This is a genomic window from Micromonospora polyrhachis (assembly GCF_014203835.1).
Classification (GTDB): Bacteria; Actinomycetota; Actinomycetes; order Mycobacteriales; family Micromonosporaceae; genus Micromonospora_H; species Micromonospora_H polyrhachis.
The window spans coordinates 4601387-4622888 of sequence record NZ_JACHJW010000001.1 but is presented as its reverse complement, the minus strand read 5'-3'; the positions used below and the strand labels follow the sequence as shown (position 1 = coordinate 4622888).

General features: G+C 70.4%; 14 protein-coding genes. 7 read left to right on the top strand and 7 right to left on the bottom strand.

What is annotated here, in order from left to right; translation table 11 throughout:
• Nucleotides 1–94: 94 nt before the first annotated feature.
• From FHR38_RS20300 to FHR38_RS20290, 3 genes are all read left to right on the top strand, one after another.
• Nucleotides 95–2050, top strand: a complete 1956-nt coding sequence (locus FHR38_RS20300) for a coiled-coil domain-containing protein (RefSeq protein WP_184536158.1) — start codon at nucleotides 95–97, stop codon at nucleotides 2048–2050.
• A gap of 282 nt (nucleotides 2051–2332) precedes the next feature.
• A complete protein-coding gene (locus FHR38_RS20295) occupies nucleotides 2333–3508 on the top strand; it encodes an AI-2E family transporter (protein ID WP_376771419.1) in 1176 nt (391 codons plus the stop codon).
• 269 nt (nucleotides 3509–3777) lie between these two features.
• The gene (locus FHR38_RS20290; RefSeq protein ID WP_184536157.1) at nucleotides 3778–5091 is read left to right on the top strand and encodes a hypothetical protein; all 1314 of its coding nucleotides are present in this window, start codon (nucleotides 3778–3780) and stop codon (nucleotides 5089–5091) included.
• A gap of 19 nt (nucleotides 5092–5110) precedes the next feature.
• Here the strand turns inward: FHR38_RS20290 and FHR38_RS20285 are convergent, their stop codons facing one another.
• Genes FHR38_RS20285 through FHR38_RS20265 form a run of 5 tightly spaced genes read right to left on the bottom strand, consistent with a single transcriptional unit; the run spans nucleotide 5111 to nucleotide 10428 of the window.
• On the bottom strand, nucleotides 5111–6439 hold the full coding sequence (locus FHR38_RS20285) for a Coenzyme F420 hydrogenase/dehydrogenase, beta subunit C-terminal domain (RefSeq protein WP_184536156.1): 1329 nt from the start codon (nucleotides 6437–6439) through the stop codon (nucleotides 5111–5113).
• Entirely contained in the window at nucleotides 6439–7740 is a 1302-nt protein-coding gene (locus FHR38_RS20280) for a polysaccharide pyruvyl transferase family protein (protein WP_184536155.1), read from the bottom strand. The genes FHR38_RS20285 and FHR38_RS20280 overlap by 1 nt, the downstream gene beginning before the upstream one ends.
• Nucleotides 7737–8384 carry a PIG-L deacetylase family protein gene (locus FHR38_RS20275; protein WP_184536154.1) on the bottom strand — a complete coding sequence of 216 codons (648 nt, stop codon included), beginning with the start codon at nucleotides 8382–8384 and terminating at the stop codon, nucleotides 7737–7739. The genes FHR38_RS20280 and FHR38_RS20275 overlap by 4 nt, the downstream gene beginning before the upstream one ends.
• Nucleotides 8384–9199, bottom strand: a complete 816-nt coding sequence (locus FHR38_RS20270) for a glycosyltransferase family protein (protein WP_184536153.1) — start codon at nucleotides 9197–9199, stop codon at nucleotides 8384–8386. Before FHR38_RS20270 ends, FHR38_RS20275 begins: the two co-directional genes overlap by 1 nt.
• Nucleotides 9199–10428 (bottom strand): class I SAM-dependent methyltransferase, encoded by a 1230-nt coding sequence (locus FHR38_RS20265; RefSeq protein WP_184536152.1) that lies wholly within the window; start codon nucleotides 10426–10428, stop codon nucleotides 9199–9201. Before FHR38_RS20265 ends, FHR38_RS20270 begins: the two co-directional genes overlap by 1 nt.
• 179 nt (nucleotides 10429–10607) lie before the next feature.
• On the opposite strand from FHR38_RS20265, the gene FHR38_RS20260 reads away from it, so the two are divergent.
• From FHR38_RS20260 to FHR38_RS20245, 4 genes are read left to right on the top strand one after another with little or no spacing between them, the layout of a single operon-like run.
• Complete coding sequence (locus tag FHR38_RS20260) at nucleotides 10608–11702, top strand: NAD-dependent epimerase/dehydratase family protein (RefSeq protein ID WP_184536151.1); 1095 nt, start codon at nucleotides 10608–10610, stop codon at nucleotides 11700–11702.
• Nucleotides 11699–12904 (top strand): class I SAM-dependent methyltransferase, encoded by a 1206-nt coding sequence (locus tag FHR38_RS20255; RefSeq protein ID WP_184536150.1) that lies wholly within the window; start codon nucleotides 11699–11701, stop codon nucleotides 12902–12904. Before FHR38_RS20260 ends, FHR38_RS20255 begins: the two co-directional genes overlap by 4 nt.
• Nucleotides 12905–12917: 13 nt before the next feature.
• Nucleotides 12918–13856: a glycosyltransferase family 2 protein gene (locus tag FHR38_RS20250; RefSeq protein ID WP_184536149.1), complete on the top strand. Its 939-nt coding sequence runs from the start codon at nucleotides 12918–12920 to the stop codon at nucleotides 13854–13856.
• On the top strand, nucleotides 13856–15409 hold the full coding sequence (locus tag FHR38_RS20245) for a lipopolysaccharide biosynthesis protein (protein WP_184536148.1): 1554 nt from the start codon (nucleotides 13856–13858) through the stop codon (nucleotides 15407–15409). Before FHR38_RS20250 ends, FHR38_RS20245 begins: the two co-directional genes overlap by 1 nt.
• On the opposite strand, the gene FHR38_RS20240 is transcribed toward FHR38_RS20245, so the two are convergent.
• Together FHR38_RS20240 and FHR38_RS20235 are read right to left on the bottom strand one after the other, a co-directional pair.
• A complete protein-coding gene (locus FHR38_RS20240) occupies nucleotides 15390–18206 on the bottom strand; it encodes a PQQ-dependent sugar dehydrogenase (protein ID WP_246446661.1) in 2817 nt (938 codons plus the stop codon). The genes FHR38_RS20245 and FHR38_RS20240 overlap by 20 nt on opposite strands.
• Nucleotides 18207–18496: 290 nt before the next feature.
• Nucleotides 18497–21337, bottom strand: a complete 2841-nt coding sequence (locus FHR38_RS20235; RefSeq protein WP_184536147.1) for an NIDO-like domain-containing protein — start codon at nucleotides 21335–21337, stop codon at nucleotides 18497–18499.
• Between the last annotated feature and the right edge of the window lie 165 nt (nucleotides 21338–21502).

Sequence of the window (21502 nt, the reverse complement as noted above, 5' to 3'; positions counted from 1 at the left end):
GTCCTTCGGGTCTCACCCGTACCCGGTCGTGAAGAAGCGTCGTCAGCGATCTGTATGTGCCGCGGATCGGGACGATGCATGTGAGGATGGGGACATGTCGCACGGCGAGGAACTGTTCGCTCTTGGCGGAGACGTTGCCACGGAACCAAGCTTCGAGCCGGCCTTTCGGGGCTACGAGAAACGGCAGGTGGATCGCTACGTCGCTCGGGCCGAGCACGAGATCGCGACACTGACCGCCGAACGCGAACAGGCGTACACCCAGATCCACAAGCTCGCCGGCCAGGTCGAGGTGATCCAGCGTGATCTGGCCAACGTGCGACGCCAGGTCGGGGTGGTGGACCGGGCATCGTTCCGGCACCTCGGGCCTCGGGTCGAGCAGATCCTGACCCTCGCCGAGGAGCAGGCTGACGCGATCCAGGCGAGTGCCATGCAGGACATCGAGACCAAGCGGGGCGAGGCGGAGCAGTTGCTCGCCGACGCCCGGGAGCAGGCCGCCGTCGCGCTGCGGGACTTCGAGATCGCCCTCGCCGCGCGTCGGGAGGAGGAGGATCGGGCCAGCACCGCCAAGCGGGCCGAGGCCGACGCCATGGTGGCGCAGGCCGCCGACGAGGCCGCCCGGCTCCGGGAGGCCGGCGAGGCCGCACATACCCGGGCCCAGGACGAGGCGACCCAACTGGTGGAGGCCGGGCGGGCGGCGATCGCCAAGGCCAAGCAGGAGGCGGCCCAGATCCAGGAGGCCAACAAGGCGGCACACGCCCAGGCCCAGCAGGAGGTCACCCAGCTGCGTGAGGCCGGCAAGGCCGCGCACGCCCAGGTCCAGCAGGAGGTCGCCCAACTGCGTGAGGCCGGCAAGGCCGCGCACGCCAAGGCCAAGCACGAGGCTCAGCAGATCATCGAGCAGGCTGCGGAGTCCGGCCGGCGTAGCCGCGCCGAAACCGAGGCGTACGTGCAGCGCATGCGCACCGAGACCGAGACGTACGTGCAGCAGGCCCGCGCCCAGACGCAGCAGGAGCTGAGCGCGTGGCGTAGCCGGGTCGAACAGGAGATCAAGGAGCGGCAGGCCACCAGCGAGAAGGAGATCGCCGACCGCCGGGCCGCCGTCGAGCAGGAGTTCACCCAGTGGCGGGATGGTCTGGAGCAGCAGTACGCGGCTAAGCGGGCCGAGCTGGAACGCGAAGCCGCCAACCTGCGCCAGCAGGCCGAGGAGGACGCGGTCAACCTGCGTCAGCAGGCCGAACGATACGACGAAGACCTGCGCCGCCAGGCCGACGAGTACGCCGAGCGGGTACGCCGGGAGGCCGAGGAGGAAACCGAGGAGGTCCGCCAGCAGGCGACCGTAGCCGCAGCGGAGATCACCCGACTGGCGGAGGAGCAGGCGGCGGAGATTCGACGGAAGGCCGACGAGCACGTGGCCGTCTCGAAGCGCCAGTACGAGGAGTACGCGGCCACGGCCCAGCAGGCCCTCGCCACCACCCAGCAGCATCTGGCGAGCACGCAGCAGGAGGCGGTCGCGGGACGGCAGCAGCTCGCCGAGGTGATGCAGGAGATCGCTCAGGCGCAGCAGACGCTGGCTGACATCCGGCAGGAGGCCTGGCTGTCCCGGCAGGAGTCCGACCAGCTCGAACAGCGGCTGGCCGACCTGCGCAAGCAGATGACGGGCGAGGGTGAGCGACTAACCGACGTGCAGAACTCGGCCGCCCAGGCGGAACGGCAGGTGACCCAGGCCGAGACGGAGGTACGGCGGGCGACCGAGGACCCGGCCGAGCCGCCGACGGACCAGCCGGACCCGATCGGCTCGCCGGTCGAGGGGCAGAGTGCGACCGAGCCGGTGGCCGCCGCGACGACCGACGATGGTCAACCGGTCACGGTGTCGGCCCCGGTCGAGGGCGGCCGGGAGCCGGTGAAGTCGACCGTCTCCGGCGCTACCGCCAGCACCGGGTCGGGCTCCGGCTCGGGATCGGGCGAGGCCAAGAGCAAGCGGTCGGGTAAGGGCGGCACGGAGAAGGATCGGGGCACCAAGGCGGAGAAGGTCAGCGTCGAGTCCGACTGACGGACGGACGGCGACCCGACGGCGAGACATCCCACGCGATCGACGTGCCCTGACGCCAGCCGGTCCGGCCGCCACGCTCAACACCGATCAACACCAACCGGTCCGGCCGCCACGGTCAACACCGATCAACAGCAGCCGGGCCGCTTCCCACGACTGGCTCTGGTCGGCCGGGCCGGCTAATCTCCCGAAGGACATCCCCGCAGCCGTCACCCACCAAAGCGGCGTACGGTGTGCCGGCCCGGCCGCCGGCACCGGGCGGGGCCAGACATCGGGGAGGGTCTGGTGACGGAGAGGGAACCGGCAGCCGAGGATGCTCGACCGCCGTCGGCGGCGACCGTCACCGCCGGCGAGGCGGCAGCCGAGAAGGCCGGTACGGACGAGCCGGTGCCCGCCGTCGCGGTTGGTCCCTCGGGTCGGTTCGGTGAACCAGGCCGACCATTGCGCCGCAACCCGTTCCTGGTCGGCTTCACCGGCGCGTTGGGCGTGCTGCTGGCGTACACCGCCTTCCTCGCCGTACGCAACGCGGCGTCCATGCTGGTATTGATCTTCATCGCGTTGTTCCTGGCGATGGGACTCAACCCGGCCGTCGCCCGGCTGCGTTCGTGGGGTCTGCCGCACTGGCTCGCCGTCGCCACGGTCTCGCTGACCGTGGTGCTGTTGCTCTGTGGTGGCCTGTTCGCGCTCGTGCCACCGCTGGTGACCCAGTCCGGGCAGTTCATCGAACAGCTTCCCACCTATCTGACCGAGCTGCGCCGCAACGAGACGATCAACGATCTGGTCGAGCGATTCGACCTGATGGAACGGGTGCAGTCGGCGGCCAACGCGGAGACGGTCGGTCAGGCGCTGGGCGGGGTCTTCGGTGGTGCCCGGTGGATCTTCGGGACGATCTTCAACGTCCTGACCGTGGTGGTGCTGACGATCTACTTCATGTCCGCGTTCGACCGGATGAAGTCCCTCGGTTACGCGCTGGTGCCGGCCTCCCGACGGGAGCGGGTGCGACTGATCGGGGATGAGATCCTCGCCAAGGTGGGCGCGTACATGGTGGGGGCGCTGGCCATCGCGGTGGTCGCCGGTGGGGCGGCGTTCGCCTTCGCGGTCGTCGTTGGACTGGCCTATCCGTTCGCGCTCGCCGTCGTGGTGGCGGTCTGTGACCTCATCCCGCAGATCGGTGCGACGCTCGGCGCGGTGATCGTCAGCCTGGTCGGCTTCGCCACCGATTTCAAGGTCGGCATCGCCAGCGTGGTGTTCTTCATCGTCTACCAGCAGATCGAGAACTATCTCATCTACCCGAAGGTCATGCGCCGTTCGGTCAAGGTCAACGACGTGGCGGCAATCGTGGCCGCACTGGTGGGCGTGGCCCTGTTCGGGGTCATCGGCGCATTGGTCGCCATCCCGGCGGTGGCGGCGGTCCAACTGATCCTGCGCGAGGTGGTACTCCCCCGCCAACAAGCTCGTTGACCAGGGAAACCCCTCCCCGGAAGACAGTCCTCACGCCGATCGCGCCGCCCAATCTGTCCGTAATCCGTCAGATCGAAATATGTAACGCACTCGGTACACCTTGTAGCATCCAAGGTGTACGGGGCAGCATATCCGTCGATTTCCGATACGCGCGGCCCCACCCGGATGGCGGCTCGAAGCGGCAGGTCAGCGGCGACCGGGCGGGTGGTTCGGGGCAGACGAACGGCGGGGCGAGCCCGAGCGAGAGTCGATCTCTGCGAGGGGAAGTCATGTCCGATACCGAACCCCTGAGCCCATTCGACGCCGAGCCGATCGACACCGAGCCGATCGGCGACCGACGCTCTCGCCGCAACCGACGGCGACTGATCGCCGGCGGAGTCGGCCTCGGCGTGGCCGCCGTCGCCGGCACCGGCTACCTGATCCTGGCCAACCCCGAGGACCCCGACACCGGCCCCATGGTGATCACCACGCCCGGCACGGTACTCGCCAACCAGACCATCATCCGCCCGATCGAGATCGCGGCAAACAACGTCACCCTTCGCCGAATCGTGGTCAAGTCGGGTGGCACCGCCGTCGTCACCGTACGCGCCGGCTCCACCGGCACCCTCATCGAGGACAGCAAGGTCTACTGCACCGGGCGCGGCACCAACGGCATCGCCCCGGGCAACTACTCCGCCGTCCGGGTGCAGGTCTTCAACTGCGGAACCCCGTTCGTCTACAGCCCGTCCGCACCGGCGAGCATCGTCGACTCGCAACACGACGGGGACCCGTACCCGGACGTGACCCCGTCCCCGGGTCCCAGCCCGAGCAGCCCCACCCCGGGTGGACCCCCCACTCCGTTGAGCTACTGGCCCGGGCCGACCACCACCGGCGTACCGGCCGGCACCATCCTGCGCGACTCCGGATCGCTCAGCCTCCGGCAGGACGGCGAGGTCGTCTCCAACCTCAACATCACCGGTTGCGTCAACGTGTACGCCAAGAACGTCACCATCCGGAAGTCCCGGATCACCTGCGACAGCCCGGCCTACGCCCTCCGCACCCTCGGCGATGCCAGCATGGTGGTCGAGGACGTCGAGATCAACGGCACCAACAAGACGGCGGCAGCGGTGTGCTGCGCCAACTACACGCTGCGCCGGGTCAACATCTACAACGTCAACGACGGCCCCCGGCTCGGGGACAACACCAACGTCATCGACTCCTGGATCCACGACCTGAACCGGATCGAGGGCTCACACAACGACACCCTCCAGACCACCGCCGGGGTCAACATCGTGGTCCGGCACAACCGGCTGGACGCCTACCGGGCGAGCACCCGGGACCCGATGAACGCCTGCCTGATGATCGGCTCGACCACCGGCCCGGCCGTGCGCAACCTCCTCTTCGAGGGCAACTACTGCAACGGCGGCAACTACTCGATCGGCATCCGGAACGACCTGACCGCCTCCAACATCGTCATCCGCGACAACAAGTTCGGCCGCGACTACCGCTACGGGGTGGTCGCCCGTCCCAACCACCCGGGCATCACCTGGGACCGCAGCACCAACGCCTGGTTCGACAACGGTCGTCCGATACCGGTCGACTGACCGGGCCGACCGGTGCCGATCAGCTGACCGGCGACCGCTGCTCGTCGGACGGGGCCGACCGCTCCCCGTACGGGATCAGCTCGGCCCGGACCCGCAGCCGCTTCCGTCGGATCCGGCGCAGGGTGCCCACCGTCGACTGGAACTTCTGCCTGGCCGACAGGGCCCGCCACCACATGCCCGCCATCGGCAGGTGCTTCAGCCGGGGGGTCATCAGACCGGCCGCCCGCAGGGTCACCAGCCGACCCCAGACCGCACCCCGAGCGCTCAGCAGGTTGGGTTGCGAGGCGGGCAGGATCCGCGCCGGCATCGGCTCCAGCACCAGCGCGCCGGCCGCGATCGCCGCCTCCACCAGGCGTACGCCCCGCTCGGTGCGGGCCAGCACCAGCGAGCGCCCCGGATCGTCCCCGGTCGGCCGGTACCACGGGTCACCGACCGCCACGTCGGCGAACTCGCCGGTGTGGTCGGCGCAGAGATAGCAGCGCCACTGCCGGTGCTTCTGCAGGATGTCCCCCCAGGACTGCTCGTAGCTGAGCGTCCGCTCCTGCCCCGGGGGATCGTCCACGAGGCGGGCACGGGCCCGCCCCGGCCAGCCGTTGCCCCGGTAGTGCACCGACGCCACCTGCTGCGGGTCCGGCGTACCGAGCTGACGCAGCATCTCCAGCGTGCCCCGGGTGGACGGGGTGCCCGCACAGAAGACCGCGATGGTCAGCCCCACCCGTGCATCCAGCTCCGGCTTGACCTGCCGGGCCATCCGTACCGCCGCCACGTCGCACGGTTTGCCGATGAAGACGCAGGGCACCTCGGCGGACTCGACCAGGTCCAGCCGGTCACACGGGCTGGCCGGTGCGTACCGCGAACCCGCCGCCGCGAGCAGCTCCTCCCGGGTACGGGAGAACCGGGTCTCGTTGAGGTAGGGCACATCGGATCGGGCCCCGATGTGCAGCACCCCGGCCATCCCCGCCTGCTCCAGGCAGTAGGCGGCCAGTGCGGTCGCCACCCCGCCGCTGGAGCCGGCGAACCGGATCCGCTCGTCGGCGGCGTACCCCTCCCAGATCGCCCGGACCGGCCCCCAGCCGGCCCGCAACTCGGCGATCTCGCCCGGCGCCGGGGTGCTGGTCTCGTGCTCCAGCCGTACCCCGGGGCAGCACCGCAACGCGCTGGCCGCACCGGACGTTCCCGGGGTGTGGGTCGATCGACTGGGTTGGATCGGCAACACCGGCAGCGGCCGGCGACCGTGATCGAGGACGTCGACCATGCGGATCTCGTCCGGGGCCAGGTAGGCACAGACCCCGCAGCCGGTGCAGAGCTTGTGTGCGGCGACGTCGTGCACGGTCCGGGGACGCGCCATCAGTGCACCCCGACGGTGCCGCGCGCCGTGTGCTCGGCACGGGCCAGGGCCACGATCTCGTCCATCTGCGCCGCGGCCCGCCGGATCGCCTCCGGGGTACGCACCGCCAGCTCGGCAGCGGCCTCCGCCCGTGTCGTCCAGGACGACCAGAGCGTCCCCAGCAACTCGTCGTCGGTCAGCCGCCGGGCGTCGGCGACGTGCCGCTCCTGCCCCACGCTGGCGAAGACCCCGCGCGCCTTCAGGCTGTAGGCGATGTTGGCGGCCGGCACCGCCGAGGAGAGCGCGGCGATGGTGGCGTGCATCCGCATCCCGCAGAACCACGAGGTCCGCGCGATCACCCACTTGGCCTGGTGCGGGTCCAGGTCGGTCGGCGCGACCGTCACCCGGTCGGCGTACCGGACGGCGAGCGCGTCCCGCAGCCGCTCGCTGGCCGCCAGGTCGCAGTCGACCCCACCCGGGCTGCGTACGTGCGGCACCACGACCACCCGGGTGTCCGGCTCGGCGAGCAACCGCTCACACAGGCGCTGGGCGACGTTGCCACCGTCCCCGGTCAGCCCGAACCGGGCCATCCCTTCCGACTGGACCATCAGTCCACTGACGTTGATCCCGACCACCGGCCCCGGCGCGGCGGCGAACCACTGTGCCATCCGCTCGTACGAGGCACCGTCGGGCTCCCGCGGCTCCAACGCGAAGGCCACGTCGACGCCCTCGCGGTGCCGCTGGGGATCGAGGTCGGGGCCGACCAGTTCGTTCAGCGCGTGGAAGCTCTCCGGGTCCCGGGCCCAGGCCATTGCCGCGCTCCGGATCAGGTTGGCCGCCTCGGCGCGCAGTCGGGCCGACCGGAACGGTCCGTACGTCTGGGGCAGCAGCACCAGCGGCCGGTTCCGCAACAGGGTCAGTCGCTTGGGCCAGGCCACCGATCGGAACCGATGCTCGCCGTAGATGTCGCTGAAACTGTCCCCGCCGCTGACGTCGAGCACCGCGTCGGCGGCGTCGATCCGGGTCACCCCGGTGTTCCCCAGGCCACCGAGTGCGGCACTGACCCGCATGTTCAGATAGGACTCGGGCCGGTGGTAGCGCCGGGAGTGACGGGCCCCGGCCAGCGCGATCGGGACCGGCCGACCGGCCACGTAGGCGCGCCCGGCACGCTGGCCCCAGCCGTCGTCGAAGACGGTCACCCGGGCCTGCGGTTCCCGGCCGAGCAGACCGGCGAGGGTGGCGGCCCGTAACGCGCCGACGCCCAGGTTGTTTCCCGAGCCGGGCACCCCGAAGAGGCAGATCGACAACGGGCTCGTGGTCATAACCGGATCACCGCTTTCTCGCACCGGAACGCCTCGGCGTACCGGGCTCGGCATTCCATGCCGCGCAGCCGGGCCAGCCCGAGGAACACCTCATCGTCCCACCAGTCCCGAGACTTCTGTGACGGGAAACACGCGTGGAGTAACTCCAGCTTCCGCCGGACCAACTCCTCGGTCAGGGGCAGGTAGAGGTTGCGTCGACCGAGGTCCCCGTCCCACTTGGGGATCTCGTAGTGCAGCAGTGGAGCATCCCGGAACGCCGTGGGTGCCAACTCGGCCAATAGGCGATGGTCCTGGTGGGCGTCGTCCGTACCGGGGGCGACGACCAGGTCGACGTCGGGTACGACGGCGGCGGCCCGGTCGACGATCTCCTTCGCCCGTCCCCAGTGGGCCGGCACCCGGCCGTCGGGCAGATCGTGCAGGTCGAGAGTGATCCGCGCACCGGCCAGGAACGTCATCACGGCGGCGCGGGCCTCGGCCTGGCGGTCCGGACCACCGGTGAGCAGGACATAGTGAACGCGTAGCGGCTCGGGACGGGCCGTGCCGGCCAGTGCCAACAGCAGACCGCCGGCACCGATCTCGATGTCGTCGGGATGCGCCCCGAGCAGTACCACGGACCGCACCCCGGCCAGGTGCAACGACAACATCAGCGGCTCACCACCGGAACCGGGCGCAGGCCGTTGCGGTTGGCGTCCCAGAGCATCCACGGGCATCGCCCGGAGCGGTAGAGGTCCTCCAACTCCGCACGGTCCTTGAAGGTGTCAGCCGCGCGCCAGAATCCGGTGTAGCGCTGGGCGAGCAGCCGCCGTCCGGGCAGCAGCCGCTCGAAGGCGTGCGGCACCAGGTCCTCATTGGTACGCAGTACCGAGAAGATCTCCGGCCGGAGGATGAAGTAGCCGCCGTTCTCCCACTGCATCAGGTCCCGGATCGGGTGTACCCGGCTGACCTGGTCGCGCTCGCCGATGTCGATGACGTGGTGGGTCGACTGCACCGGTACGGCCAGCAGACTGGCCACCTCGGTGCCGGCCCGGAACCGCTCGATCAGCTTCGGCAACGGCGCATCGGTCAGCGTGTCGGCGTAGTTGGCCAGGAAGAGCGGATCGTCCTCGACGTACTCGCGCACCCGCATCAGCCGCTCGCCGATGGTGGCGTGCAGACCGGTGTCGATGAAGGTGATGTTCCAGTCGGTGATGTCGGAGGAGAAGAGCCGGACGTCCCGACCGCCCATGCTGAGGGTGAAGTCGTTGGACAACGTCTCGTCGTAGTGCAGGAAGTAGTCCTTGACCGCGGCGGCACCATAACCGAGGCAGAGAATGAACTCGGTGTGCCCGAAATGAGCGTAGTAACGCATCACGTGCCACAGCAGCGGCCGATCACCGATCATCGCCATGGGTTTCGGCGCGGAGGCGGCATCCTCGCGCATTCGCATACCGAGGCCACCGCAGAAGAGGACGACCTTCATCAGACGACCTCCAGCGCCGGGATCGGAAAGACCAACCGGCCACCCCATTGGCGTACGTGGTCGAGCTGCGCGGAGATCTCCGTACGCAGGTTCCAGGGCAGCACCAGTACGTAGTCCGGCTGGTCCTGCTCGATCCGCTCCGGCGCGTGGATCGGGATGTGGGTGCCGGGCAGGAACCGCCCCTGCTTGTGCGGACTCCGGTCGACGGTGTATTCGAGCAGGTCGGCCCGGATGCCGCAGTGGTTGAGCAGGGTGTTCCCCTTGCCCGGTGCGCCGTACCCGACGACCCGCCGCCCCTGGGCGCGGGCGGTGAGCAGGAAGTCGAGCAGGTCCCGCTTGATGTCGAAGACCGCCTCGGCGAAGCCCCGGTGCCCGGCCACGGTGTGCAGACCGGCCTCGGCCTCCGCTTCCAGCACCGACTTGACGTTGCTCGACGGTTCACCGGCACCGGTGGCTGGTCGGGCGTACACCCGCAGTGAGCCACCGTGGCTGGAGAGTTCCTCCACGTCCACCACGGAGAGGTCGGCGGTGGCCAGGGCCCGGCGCGCGGTGAGCAGCGACAGGTACTGGTAGTGCTCGTGGTAGATGGTGTCGTACTGCCGGCGCTCGACGAGCCGAAGCAGGTGCGGGAACTCCAGGGTGACCAGTCCGGTCGGTTTGACCAGGGCGGCCAGCCCGGCGGTGAAGCCCACCAGGTCGGGGACGTGGGCGTAGACGTTGTTGCCGACCACCAGATCGGCCTGCCCGTACCGGTCGGCCAGCTCGACCCCGCTCGCCGCACCGAGGAACCGGTTCTCGGTACGGACGCCCCGACCCCGGGCCACTTCGGCGATGTTGGCCGCCGGCTCGACGCCGAGCACCGGTACGCCCCGGGCGACGAAGTGCTGGAGCAGGTAGCCGTCATTGCTGGCCACCTCGGTGACCAGGCTCTCCGCCCCCAGGCCGAGCGTTTCGACCATGGTGTCGGCGTACCGCCGGGCGTGCGCCACCCAGGAGTCCGAGTAGGAGGAGAAGTAGGCGTAGTCGGAGAAGATCTCCTCGCCCGGGACGTACGCCGGCAGCTGCACGAGCAGGCACTCTGGACAGATCCGTACGTGCAGCGGGTAGAAGGTCTCGGCGCTGTCCAGCCGCTCGGCCGGCAGGTAGCTTTCGCACAGTGGCGACATTCCGAGATCAACAAAGGTCTCGGTCAATCCGGTGGAGCACAGCCGACATTCGGCAAGGGTCATGCCCAATCACCCCGAATATGAATCGGATTACCGGCGGTCCAGCCACACGCTCCGGTCACGCTAGCCAGGCGACCCAGGCAGCGGAGGGTTCAGTAAGAAGTCCGACAATAGGCCGGCCTACCAGCGGGGTCTCAATAAGCTCGCCTTCTCAATTCCGATCACAATTCGGGAGCCCTGCCGTGCGTGTTCTCGTGACCGGCCATCATGGTTATCTCGGCAGCGTCCTCACCCCGATGCTCCAAGCGGCCGGGCACGAGGTGACCGGGCTCGACACCGACCTCTACGCGGACTGCCTGCTGGGGCCGGCTCCGGCCGAGGTGCCGACGCTCCGGCTCGACCTACGCGACGTCCTACCCGAACACTGTGCCGGTTTCGACGCCGTCTGCCACCTGGCCGCACTCTGCAACGACCCGATCGGCAACCTCGACCCGGAGCTGACCTACGACGTCAACCACCGGGCCACCCTGCGCCTGGCGATGGCGGCGAAGGCGGCCCGGGTGTCGCGCTTTCTCTTCTCCTCCTCGTGCAGCCTCTACGGGGCCGGGCTGGACGACCGGCCGTTGACCGAGGACGCCGGGTTCGCCCCGGTCACCCCGTACGGGGACTCGAAGGTCCGCGCCGAGCAGGGCCTGACCGAACTCGCCGACGACGACTTTTCCCCGGTCTTCCTGCGCAACGCCACCGCGTACGGCTTCTCGCCCCGGTTACGTGGGGACCTGGTGGTCAACGACCTCACCGCACACGCGCTGCTCACCGGCGAGGTACGTCTCCTCTCCGACGGTTCGGCCTGGCGGCCCCTGGTGCATGCCGAGGACATCTGCGCCGCCTTCCTGGCGCTGCTCGACGCGCCCCGCGAGGTGGTGCACGGCCGGGCGTACAACGTCGGGCTCAGCACCGAGAACTACCTGATCCGGGACGTGGCGGAGCTGGTCGCCGAGATCGTCGACGGCTCGACGGTGACCTTCGCCGGAGGTGCCTCGGCCGATGCCCGTAACTACCGGGTCGACTGCGACCGGATCGCCGCCGAGGTCCCCGGCTTCCAGCCCCGGTGGACGGTACGCAAGGGGATCGAGGAGCTGGTCGAGGCCTACCAGCGGCACGGCCTGGCCCTGGCCGACTTCACCGGTGACCGGCACCAGCGGTTACGCCGCATCCAGGCGCTGCGCTCCGCCGGCCGGATCGACGCCGCCCTGCGCTGGCGCGACAGCCAGGGTCGCCCGGCCACGACGGGCGGGGCCGAGGGGACGGGCAGGGCCGAGGGGGCGGCGGCGTGATCCGCGCCGGCGGGCGGACCGACCAGCTAGGCGGAGCCCGGATCTGTGACGCCTGCGGTGGCACCGTGCTGGTGCCCTTCGCCGACCTCGGGGAGATCCCGGTCTTCTGCGGCGTGCACTGGGGCAGCCCGACCGAGGCGCTCGCCTCGCCGTTGGGCACCATGTTGCTGGCCTACTGCCCGGACTGCGCCTACGTGCGCAACATCGCCTTCGACCCGGCCGCCCTGGTCTACGACACGACCATGGACACCAACCTGCACCACTCCCCCGCGTTCCAGTCGTTCTCCACCGAGCTGGTCCGGCACCTGGCCGGGCGCTATCCACTACGCGGGGCGACAGTGCTGGACGTCGGCTGTGGCCAGGGCGAGTTCCTGCGCGAGCTGTGCCACGTCGCCGGCGCCCGGGGGGTGGGCTACGACCAGATGTACGCCGGTCCGATTGGCCCGGACCCGTCCGGCGCGACCTTCCACAGCGGGCCGGCACCCCTGGACGACCGCCTTCCGGCGTTCGACTTCGTCACCTCCCGGCACTGGTTCGAGCATCTCGACGACCCGTACGGCTTCCTGGTACGGCTGCGGGAGCTGGCCGGTGACCGGCCGGTGCACGGCTACCTGGAGGTGCCGGACGCCGGCTACGACCTGGCCACCGCCGGCTGGGAGGTGATCTACCCGCACGTCTCCTACTTCGACGGCCATTCGTTGTGCCGGATCGTGGAGCGGGCCGGCTGGCGGGTGGTGGCCACCGGGCCGCTCTTCTCAGGGATGTTCCGGTACGTCGAGATCGCGAGCAAGGTGCCGGCCTCGGCCGTCCGCGCCGAGTTGCCCGGCCCGGCCGACCGGGACCGCCAGCTCGACTCGATCGCCGGCTTCGCCGACCGGCACGCGACCGAGCGTGAACGGTGGCGCTCCCTCATCGACCGGGCGTTGGCCGCGGGTGACCGGCCGGTGCTGTGGGGGGCCGGTTCCCGGGGGGTGCAGTTCCTGCACCTGGCCGACCCGGCGGGGCGGCTGGCCGCGGTGGTCGACGTCAACCCGCGCAAGTGGGGCCGCTACCTGCCGGTGACCGGGCACCGGGTGACTTCCCCCGAAGAGCTCGCCACGCTGGGCACCCGCACGGTCATCGGGACCAATCCGGCTTATCGTAACGAGATCGGCGCGACGCTGCGGGAACTCGGCGTCGAGGCCGAACTGCTGATCGCCTGAGCGGGAGGACTCGATGGCCGGTACGCCCCCGGTGACTCCCGGCACCCCCCGGGTCAGCCTCGGTGTCCCCCTCTACAACGCCGAGCGTTATCTCGAAGACTGTCTGGACGCCCTGCTCGCCCAGGACTACCGGGACTTCGAGGTCATCGTCAGCGACAACGCCTCGACCGACCGGACCTGGGAGATCTGCCAGCGGTACGCCGCCCGCGATTCCCGCATCCGGCTCTATCGGAACCCCCGCAACTTCGGCGGTCACGTCAACTACGCCCGGGTCGTCGAGCTGGCCCGGGGCGAGCTGTTCAAGTGGGTGGCCTACGACGACGTCTGCCTGCCGTCCTACCTGAGCACCTGTGTGGCCGCGCTCGACGCCGCCGGTGAGCGGGTGGTGCTTGCCTATCCCCGTACCGTGCTGATCGACGAGGCGGGCGTGATGATCGGCCCGTACGCCGACGGCATGCACCTGCGCGACCACCGGCCCTGGCGGCGGGTGGCCGGTGTCGCCCAGCACCTCAGCCTCTGTCACGCCCACTTCGGAGTGTTCCGCCTCTCGGCACTACGGCGGACCGGGATGATCCGACCGTTCCTCTCCTCCGACTACACGCTGCTCGCCGAGGTGGCCCGGCTCGGCGAGATCCACGAGGTGGACCAGCCGCTCTTCCAGCGTCGGATGCACGGGGCCTCCACCCGGCAGGCAAAGGACAGCACGCCCACCTCCGCCCTGGCCTGGTACGGACAGCAGGACGGGCGGGTCCGGGCACCCCGGCTCCGGATGCTGATGGAGACCCTGCGCATGCTCTCCACCGGCGAACCCCGGCTGACCACCCGGCTCAGCTCCGCGATGGCGTTCCTCGCCATCTGGTGGGCGCGGCGGATCCGGGTACGACTCGGCCGCTGGCGACGCCGGCTGACCCGACGGTTCCGGGCCACCACCACGTCGAGCGGTGCCTTCTAGTGCGCGGCGCCACGTCCGCCGCGCCGAGCAGCCCGGCCAGCGCACCGCCACAAGGTCGGGTCCGGTCCGCGATCGGCTGGTCGTACCTGCTCACGGCGGGCCGGGTCGGCTCCTCCATCGTGGTGACGTTCCTGCTGGCCAAGCTGCTCGGGCCGAGCGAGTTCGGGTTGGTGGCGATGGCCACCGTCTTCATCACCGTCGCGCAGACCGTCATCCAGCAGGGTCTGGTCGCGGCGATCGTGCAGCGCGACCAGCTCACCTCCCAACACCTCGACGCCGCCTTCGTCGTCCTGCTCCTCACCGGTCTGGGCGGCAGCCTGCTCACGGCGGCGGCGAGTCCCCTGTGGGCACTGGTCAACCGGGCCCCCGAGCTGACCGTGGTCTGTCTGGCGCTCTCCCCGCTGGTGCTGATCCAGGGGCTGGGCATCGTGCCCGAGGCGGTGCTGCGCCGCGAGCTGCAATTCCGGGCGATCGCCATCCGGACCCTGCTCGCCGCGGTGCTGAGCGGCGTCGTCGGGGTGGCACTGGCGCTGGCCGGGGCCGGCATCTGGGCGCTGGTCGGCCAGCAACTGGTCAACGCCGTGGTGAGTCTGGTCGTGCTCTGGGTGGTCTGCCCCTGGCGACCGAGCCGCCGACCCCGGCTCGGTGCCATCCGGGAGCTGTGGGCCTTCTCCGCACACGCGGCCAACGCCGGCCTGGGGTCGTTGATCAGCTCCCGCGCGGACATCATCTTCACCGGCATTTTCTTCGGCCCGGTCGCCACCGGCATCTACCGGCTGGCCGCCCGACTGCCCGACATGCTGGTCGATGTCACGGTCCGCTCGATCCAGCAGGTGGCGCTGCCGTCGCTGTCCCGGCTCCAGCAGGACCGGGCCGCGTTCACCGCCCATCTGGTCCAGTTGCAGCACCTGGGCGCGGTCGCCGGCCTGCCGGTGCTGGGCGTGCTGGCGGCCACCGCCGAACCCCTGGTGACGTTCCTCGGTCCGCAGTGGGCCGGCACCGAGATCCCGCTGCGACTGCTCTGTCTCTTCGGTGCCGTCAACGTCTACGGGGTGCTGCTCGGCCCGGCCCTCCAGGCGATCGGTCGACCGGCGAAGCTCGCCGCGATCCTGTGGAGCCGGGGCGTCCTCGGGGTGGCCACCCTCGCCGCCGTCGGCACGCTCATGACCAGCGACGACGCGGTGGCTCAGGCGACCGCGGTGGCACTGGCCGGGATCGCGATACAGCTGGTCGTGAACGCGGCGGCGGTCTGGGTCACCGTGCACCGGGCGGTGGGGGCCTCGGTGGCCCGGTTCCTCGCCCCGACCGGGCCGGCGGCCCTGGCTGCCCTGGCCGCCGTGGTCGTGCCGGTGGCCGCCGACCGGCTCGGGTTGGCCACCGGACCCCCGCTGCTGGACCTGTTGCTGGTGGGCGGGTCCGCCAGCCTGATCGCCGCGACGGTGCTGGGGGGCACCGACCGTCGACTGCGCCGGCTGGTGGTCGTCCGGCTCCGGGCCGTCCGCCGTACCCAGCCGGCGCAGGAGGTCACCACGCCTAGGGTGCCGGCGGAGTGAAGACCACCGCCCGGCCGTTGACCAGCACCGGCTGGTTCACGGAATACTGCGTCGCGTCCGTACCGGTCGGGTCCTCGATACCGACCGTCGCGGAGTCACCCTTCTCCCGTCCCTTGGTGTTCAGGTCGGCGTAGTGGAAGGTGATCTGTCCCGACTCCGCGATGACCACCGAGAAGGTGATCCGCGCCGACGACGAGCCGTAGAGCCCGATGTTGCGCCACTCGACCACGAACCGTCGGTCCGGCGCGGCCCCGACCAGCGCCGTCCGGATCGACGAGTCGGCGCGTACCACCAGGTCGTCCCAGAACGGATGGATCGCGGCGTTCGGGGCGGCCGGGTCCGGCAGCGGGGTGTTCACCCCCCACGAGCGGCCCGGATCCTGGAACGACAGCCGCCCGTTCACGTCCACCCAGGCGCTGGTGTAGCGCTGACCGTAGAAGGTGACCGGGAAGGGCAGCTCCACCCGGGTCAGTGCCTCGTCACCGGTCAGCGGCAGCACCGTCTGGTCGGCCGGTACGAACGGGGCACCGCCGACCGTCGTACAGGTGTAACCGAAGCTGTCCCCACAACCCGGGGCACCGGTGAAGGTCGCCGTGTAGGTCGTCGCTGTCTCCGGCGCGGTCAGCACCCGGGTCCGAGCGCCCCCGTCGGACCAGCCGGCGAAGGTGTAGCTGCTGCTGCGGTACGCCTGCGGATCCGGGGCGCTGAGCGTGGTGGTCGCCCCGACGATCACCTGCCGGGTGGCCGGCGTGGTCAGGTTGGTGCCGTCCAGGTTGAGTTGCAGCCCGCTCGGCTCGCTGGCCAGGGTGAGACTGACCGTACGCGGGTCCAGCCGTACCGTCGTACTGGCGGTCAGTCCACCGCTGTCCGTGGCGGTCAGGGTCAGTTCCAGGTATGACGGATATTCGTGGTCCGGGGCCAGGAACGAGCCGGCGGCGCTCGCCGCGATGTCCTGCACCACGTGGGTGTGGCAGTTGTCCGGTGCGGTGCAGTGCCGGTTGATCAGGTGCCAGGAGAGCGCCGACGGGGGCAGCTCACCGTCCTGCGGGTCGGTGGCGTGTCCGGAATACATGATCCGCTGGCCTACCACCCAGTTCAGTGCGGCGGTCGGTGAGTCGATCACCGGCACCGGCGCGTCCGTACCGACCATGATCGGCACCGTCGCGGTGTCCGTCCTACCGGCGGCGTCGGACACCCGCAGCTTCGCCGGATAGGTGCCGACCGTCGGGTACGTGTGGTTCGCCGTGGCTCCGGTCGCGTCGAAGGTGCCGTCACCGGTGAAGTCCCACCGATAGGTCAGGATCTCCCCGGGGTCCGGGTCGGTGGAGCCGGTCGCGTCGAAGGCGACAGCGAGCGGGGCGCTGCCCGACGTCGGGGTGGCCCGAGCCACCGCCACCGGCGGTTGGTTACCCGAGCTGTAGTGGAAGCGCCGCACGCTGCCGCCGGCCAGGTCCACGTAGTAGAGGTCGTTGTCCGGGCCGACGACCAGGTCCACCGGCCCGGCGGCGGTGGCCGAGAAGGCGACGATGTCGGCCGGGTCCGGCACCCCGTCGGGACCGGCCCGCATCGCCCAGATGCAACCCCGGGCGTAGTCGGCGAAGAACATCGCGCCCGCGTACTCCGGCGGGTAGCTGCCGCCGCCGCGCGGATAGAAGGCCACCCCGGACGGGGACGAGCCACCGGTCGGGCAGCCGTCGCCGGCCGCGACCTGCTGGCTGTGCGCGTACGTGTAGTGCGGGGGCGTGACCGTACCGGCGGGCGCGGTGTAGAGGCTGCTACACAGCTCAAGCCCGGCGGCCCGGTAGCCGTTCTGCCGGACGTTGCCCTCGTAGCAGGGCCAGCCGTAGTTGCGCACCGGTCCGCCGGCCGGGTCGGTGATCCGGTTGATCTCCTCCCAGACACGCCACCCCACGTCGCCCAACCAGACCTCGCTGGTGCCCGGTCGGAACGCCCAGCGGTACGGGTTGCGCAGCCCGTAGGCCACGATCCGGCGGGTGTTGGCGTCGGCGCTGCTCGCCCACGGGTTGTCCGGCAACGCGGCCCCGGTGGTCGGGTTGATCCTGATCAACGTTCCGGAGAGCCCGGTCGGGTCGGCCGGGGTACGGACGTCCTGCGACCGCAGCGCGCCGCCCTCGGCGGTGGGCGGGGTCATCGCCCCACCGATCGGTGCCGGCGGGTCACCACACGGGTTGGTCGGGTTGCCGGCCTGACCGTAGTCGGTGAAGGTGCCCGACGCCCCGTCCCCGCCCGTGACGTAGAGCGCGCCGTCCGGACCGAAGGCCAGGTCACCGATGGAGTGGCTCTCGATCTGCTGGCACCAGTCGTGCAGCAGCACCTGCTCGGTCCCGGTCATCACGTTGCCGTCAGCCCGGAGCCGGGAAACCCGGCTGCTGGCCGGGCAACTGCCGATCGCCGCACAGGCATCGTTGTACGTCGGCGCGCTGCCGCCGATCATGCCGTCGTAGCTGTAGCTGACGTACACCCACGGGTCGGCGGGGAAGTCCGGGGCCAGGGCCAGCCCGATCAGCCCCAGGTCCTCGAAGTCGTAGACGTTGGACCGGAGGTCAGCGAAGACCGTAGCGGTGGTGTCGGAGAGTCCGTCGAAGACCTTGATGATGCCGTTCTTCTGCCCGACGAAGATCCGCCCGTCTGGCGAGAAGACCAGCTTGGTCGGTCGGGTCAGGCCGGAGAAGACCACCTGCTGGGTGAACCCGGCCGGTGGGGTGGCCTGTGCCGGCCGCTCGTCGCCGGCCGGTGACCCGACCGTCATGGTCCCACCGAGGACGACCGCCAGCATCGTTGACAGTGTTCGTCGTACCGCACGCGACATGGTCGCCCCCCATCCCCCCGGCCCGCGCCGCCCTCGAATTCGGCGCGTTTTGCCTGGTCACAGCATCGGGGCCGGGTGACGAACCCGCTGTCAGTTGGCGGACCGTGCGTGGTCGTCCGACCAGCCAGACTTAACGACCACTCAGTAGGACGCGGGAGGCCGGGCGGCCGGGCGGGCTGCTCCGTTCGCCCACCCGGCCCCTGGTACGCGGCTCGACCACGACTACGGCGTACCCCGCCGTGGGGACTCGACCACGACTACGGCGTACCCCGTGGTGGAGTGAAGATCACGGCGGTGCCGTTGCGGAGGTTGGGCTGGTCGGTCGAGTAGCTCAACGCCACCGCACCGGTGCCGTCCTCGATCGCCACCGTCGCCGAGTCACCCCGTTCCCGCCCCTTGGTGTTCAGGTCGGCGTAGTGGAAGGTCACCTCGCCGTCCGGGGCCAGCACCACCGCGAAGGTGATCCGCGCCGAGGTGGAGCCGTAGAGGCCGATGTTGCGCCACTCCACCACGAGCCGCTGCTCCGCTCCCGTACCGACCAGTGCGGTCCGGATACTGGAGTCGTCCCGTACCACCAGGTCGTCCCAGAACGGGTAGAGCGCCGCGTTCGGTCGGTCGACGCTCGGCACCGTCGTGTTGACCGCGGACGGCCCCTCCGGTTCGACGAAGGAGAGGAACCCGTTGGTGGAGACCCAGGCCGCGGTGTGGGTCTGCCCGTACAGCGGGAAGCCGAACGGCAGGTCGACCCGGGTCGCGGCGTCGTCCCCGGTCAGCGGTAGCACCGTCTGGTCCGCCGGCACGAACGGCCGGGCGGTGGTCGTCGCACAGGTGTAGCCGGCGGCGTCGGCACAACCCGGGGCACTGGTGTAGGTCGCCGTATACGTCGTCGACGTCGCCGGGGCGATCACCACGTGCGTGCCGGCACCGCCATCGGACCAGTTGGCGAAGGTGTGGGTGAGACCGTCGGCGCTCTGCGGACTCGGCGCACTGACCGTGTTGGTCGAGCCGACGATCACCGTACGACTGAACGGGGTGACCGCCGTCGACGGCCCGACGCTGAGCCGGAGGCCGGGTGGATCGGTGGCGAAGTCGAGTTCCACCGTCGCCGGGTCCAACCGGCGGACCACCGTGTCGGTGAGCCCTTCCTCATCGGTGGCGGTGAGCTCCAGCTCCAGATGGGACGGATACTCGTGGTCCGGCGCGACGAACGAGCCGGTCGTCACTCCCCGCCACTCCTGGAGCGGGTGGGTGTGGCAGTTGTCCACCGACTCGCAGTGCCGCATGCTCAGCCGCCAGGACAGGCCGGACGGCGGCACCGTTCCCTGCTGTGGGTCGGTGGCGTGCCCGGAGAAGGTCAACCGGTCCCCCACCCGCCACCGGGTCTGGCTGGTCGGCGTGTCCACCACCGCGCTGGGCGCGCTGTTGCCCGGTTGGATCTCGACCGTCGCCGTAGCGGTGACACCGAGCGTGTCGGTGACGGTCAGCGTCGCGGTGTAGTGGCCGTTGGCCGGATAGGTGAACCGGGCGGTGGGCGTGGTCGCGTCGACCGTACCGTCGCTGGTGAAGTCCCAGCGGTAGGTCAGCCGGCCGACATCTGCCGGATCGGCGTCGGTGGAGGCGGTGCCGTCGAAGTCGACGGTGAGCGGGGCGGGTCCGCTGGTGGGTGTGGCCTCGATCTGGGCCACCGGCGGCTGGTTGCCCGGGTAGTAGCGGATCCGGCGGACCGTGCCGCCGGCGAGGTCGACGTAGTAGAGCTCGGCACCGGGGCCGATGGCGAGGTCGACCGGGCTCGCCGCGGCCTGTCCGAACGCCTCGATGTTGCCCGGGGCGGGCAGGCCACCGGGGCTGCTCGGCCGCATCGCCCAGATGCAGCCCCGCGAGTTGTCGGCGAAGAACAACGCCCCCGCGTACGCCGCTGGATAGGTGCCACCCGAGCCGGGATAGAAGGCGAGCCCGGATACCGCGTCACCGCCCTGGGCGCAGTTCTCCCCGGGCACCACCTCGGCGCTGTGGTGGTACGTGTAGTACGGAGTCGTCTGGCCGGCCCCGCTGTAGAGGGCCTCGCAGAGGTTCAGGTTGGCGTTGTCGTAACTGGACATCCGGCCCGCGCCTTCATAGCAGGGCCAGCCGAAGTTGGTGGGGGCGGCGGTCGGATCGACCAGCCGGTCGACCTCCTCCCAGGCGTTCCACCCGACGTCCCCCAGCCACACCTCGTTGGTGCCCGGCCGGATGGCCAGCCGGTACGGGTTGCGCAGGCCGTACCCGACGATCCGGCGGGCGTTGACGTCGGCGGAGCCGGCCAGCGGGTTGCCCGGCGCGGCGGCACCGGTGGCCGGGTCGAGGCGCAACACGGCACCATCCAGTCCGGTCGGATCGCCGGTGGTGCGTACGTCCTGGGAGCGCAGTGCGCCACCCTGGGCGGTCGGTGGGGTCATCGCGCCACCGGGCGGGTCACCACACGGGTTGACCGGGTTGCCGAGTTGCCCGTAGTCGGTGGCGCTGAAGCTGGCCCCGTCGCCCGCGCTGACGTAGAGCATGCCGTCCGCTCCGAAACCGAGGTCACCGATGGAGTGGCTGGGGTACTGCTGGCACCAGTCGTGGATCAGGACCTGCTCGTCGCCGGTCATGACGTTGCCGCTGGCCCGGAGCCGGGAGAGTCGCCCGGTCACGACGCATCGGCCGTTGTTGGCGTCCCCGCAGACGTCGTTCCAGACCGGGGCGGTCTGACCGGGCGGGGCGTCGTAGGTGTAGAGCACGTAGACCCAGGGCGTGGCGGGAAAGTCGGGAGGCAGGGCCAGCCCGAGCAGTCCCCGGTCCCACTGGTTGTGCACGTTGCGGGAGAGGTCGGCGAAGAGCGTCGGGCTGTTGTCGGCAAGATCTTCGAAGATCTTTATCCGACCGCTCTTCTCCGCGACGAACACCCGCCCGTCCGGCGCGAACTCGATGTTTGTCGGCTGCTGGAGACCACTGAAGACGACCTGTTCCTGGAAACCGTTGGGCAGGGTCACCGCAGCCGCTGCCGGAACCCGCAGCGGTACGACGATAGTGACGAGCAGAGCGACTGTGAAAAAGAGCCGGAACGCACGGCGAAGGCGCATATTCCACCCCTCCAGAGACGCGGCGAGGGCAGGGGTCCACGCCGGCCACCGGTGACCGCCAACGGCGGCAGGCACAGGCTAACCAGTTGGCCAGGGGAAAGCGACATGTCTTTACTGGCAGGAAATCCGGAAGGTAAGCAATCGAAGTAGGTTGACCTCGGGAGG

Coding starts and splice junctions, on each gene's coding strand:
- FHR38_RS20300 (WP_184536158.1), top strand. CDS start 95: ATGTCGCACGGCGAGGAACTGTTCGCTCTTGGCGGAGACGTTGCCACG.
- FHR38_RS20290 (WP_184536157.1), top strand. CDS start 3,778: ATGTCCGATACCGAACCCCTGAGCCCATTCGACGCCGAGCCGATCGAC.
- FHR38_RS20285 (WP_184536156.1), bottom strand. CDS start 6,439: ATGGCGCGTCCCCGGACCGTGCACGACGTCGCCGCACACAAGCTCTGC.
- FHR38_RS20280 (WP_184536155.1), bottom strand. CDS start 7,740: ATGACCACGAGCCCGTTGTCGATCTGCCTCTTCGGGGTGCCCGGCTCG.
- FHR38_RS20275 (WP_184536154.1), bottom strand. CDS start 8,384: ATGTTGTCGTTGCACCTGGCCGGGGTGCGGTCCGTGGTACTGCTCGGG.
- FHR38_RS20270 (WP_184536153.1), bottom strand. CDS start 9,199: ATGAAGGTCGTCCTCTTCTGCGGTGGCCTCGGTATGCGAATGCGCGAG.
- FHR38_RS20265 (WP_184536152.1), bottom strand. CDS start 10,428: ATGACCCTTGCCGAATGTCGGCTGTGCTCCACCGGATTGACCGAGACC.
- FHR38_RS20250 (WP_184536149.1), top strand. CDS start 12,918: ATGGCCGGTACGCCCCCGGTGACTCCCGGCACCCCCCGGGTCAGCCTC.
- FHR38_RS20240 (WP_246446661.1), bottom strand. CDS start 18,206: ATGCTGGCGGTCGTCCTCGGTGGGACCATGACGGTCGGGTCACCGGCC.
- FHR38_RS20235 (WP_184536147.1), bottom strand. CDS start 21,337: ATGCGCCTTCGCCGTGCGTTCCGGCTCTTTTTCACAGTCGCTCTGCTC.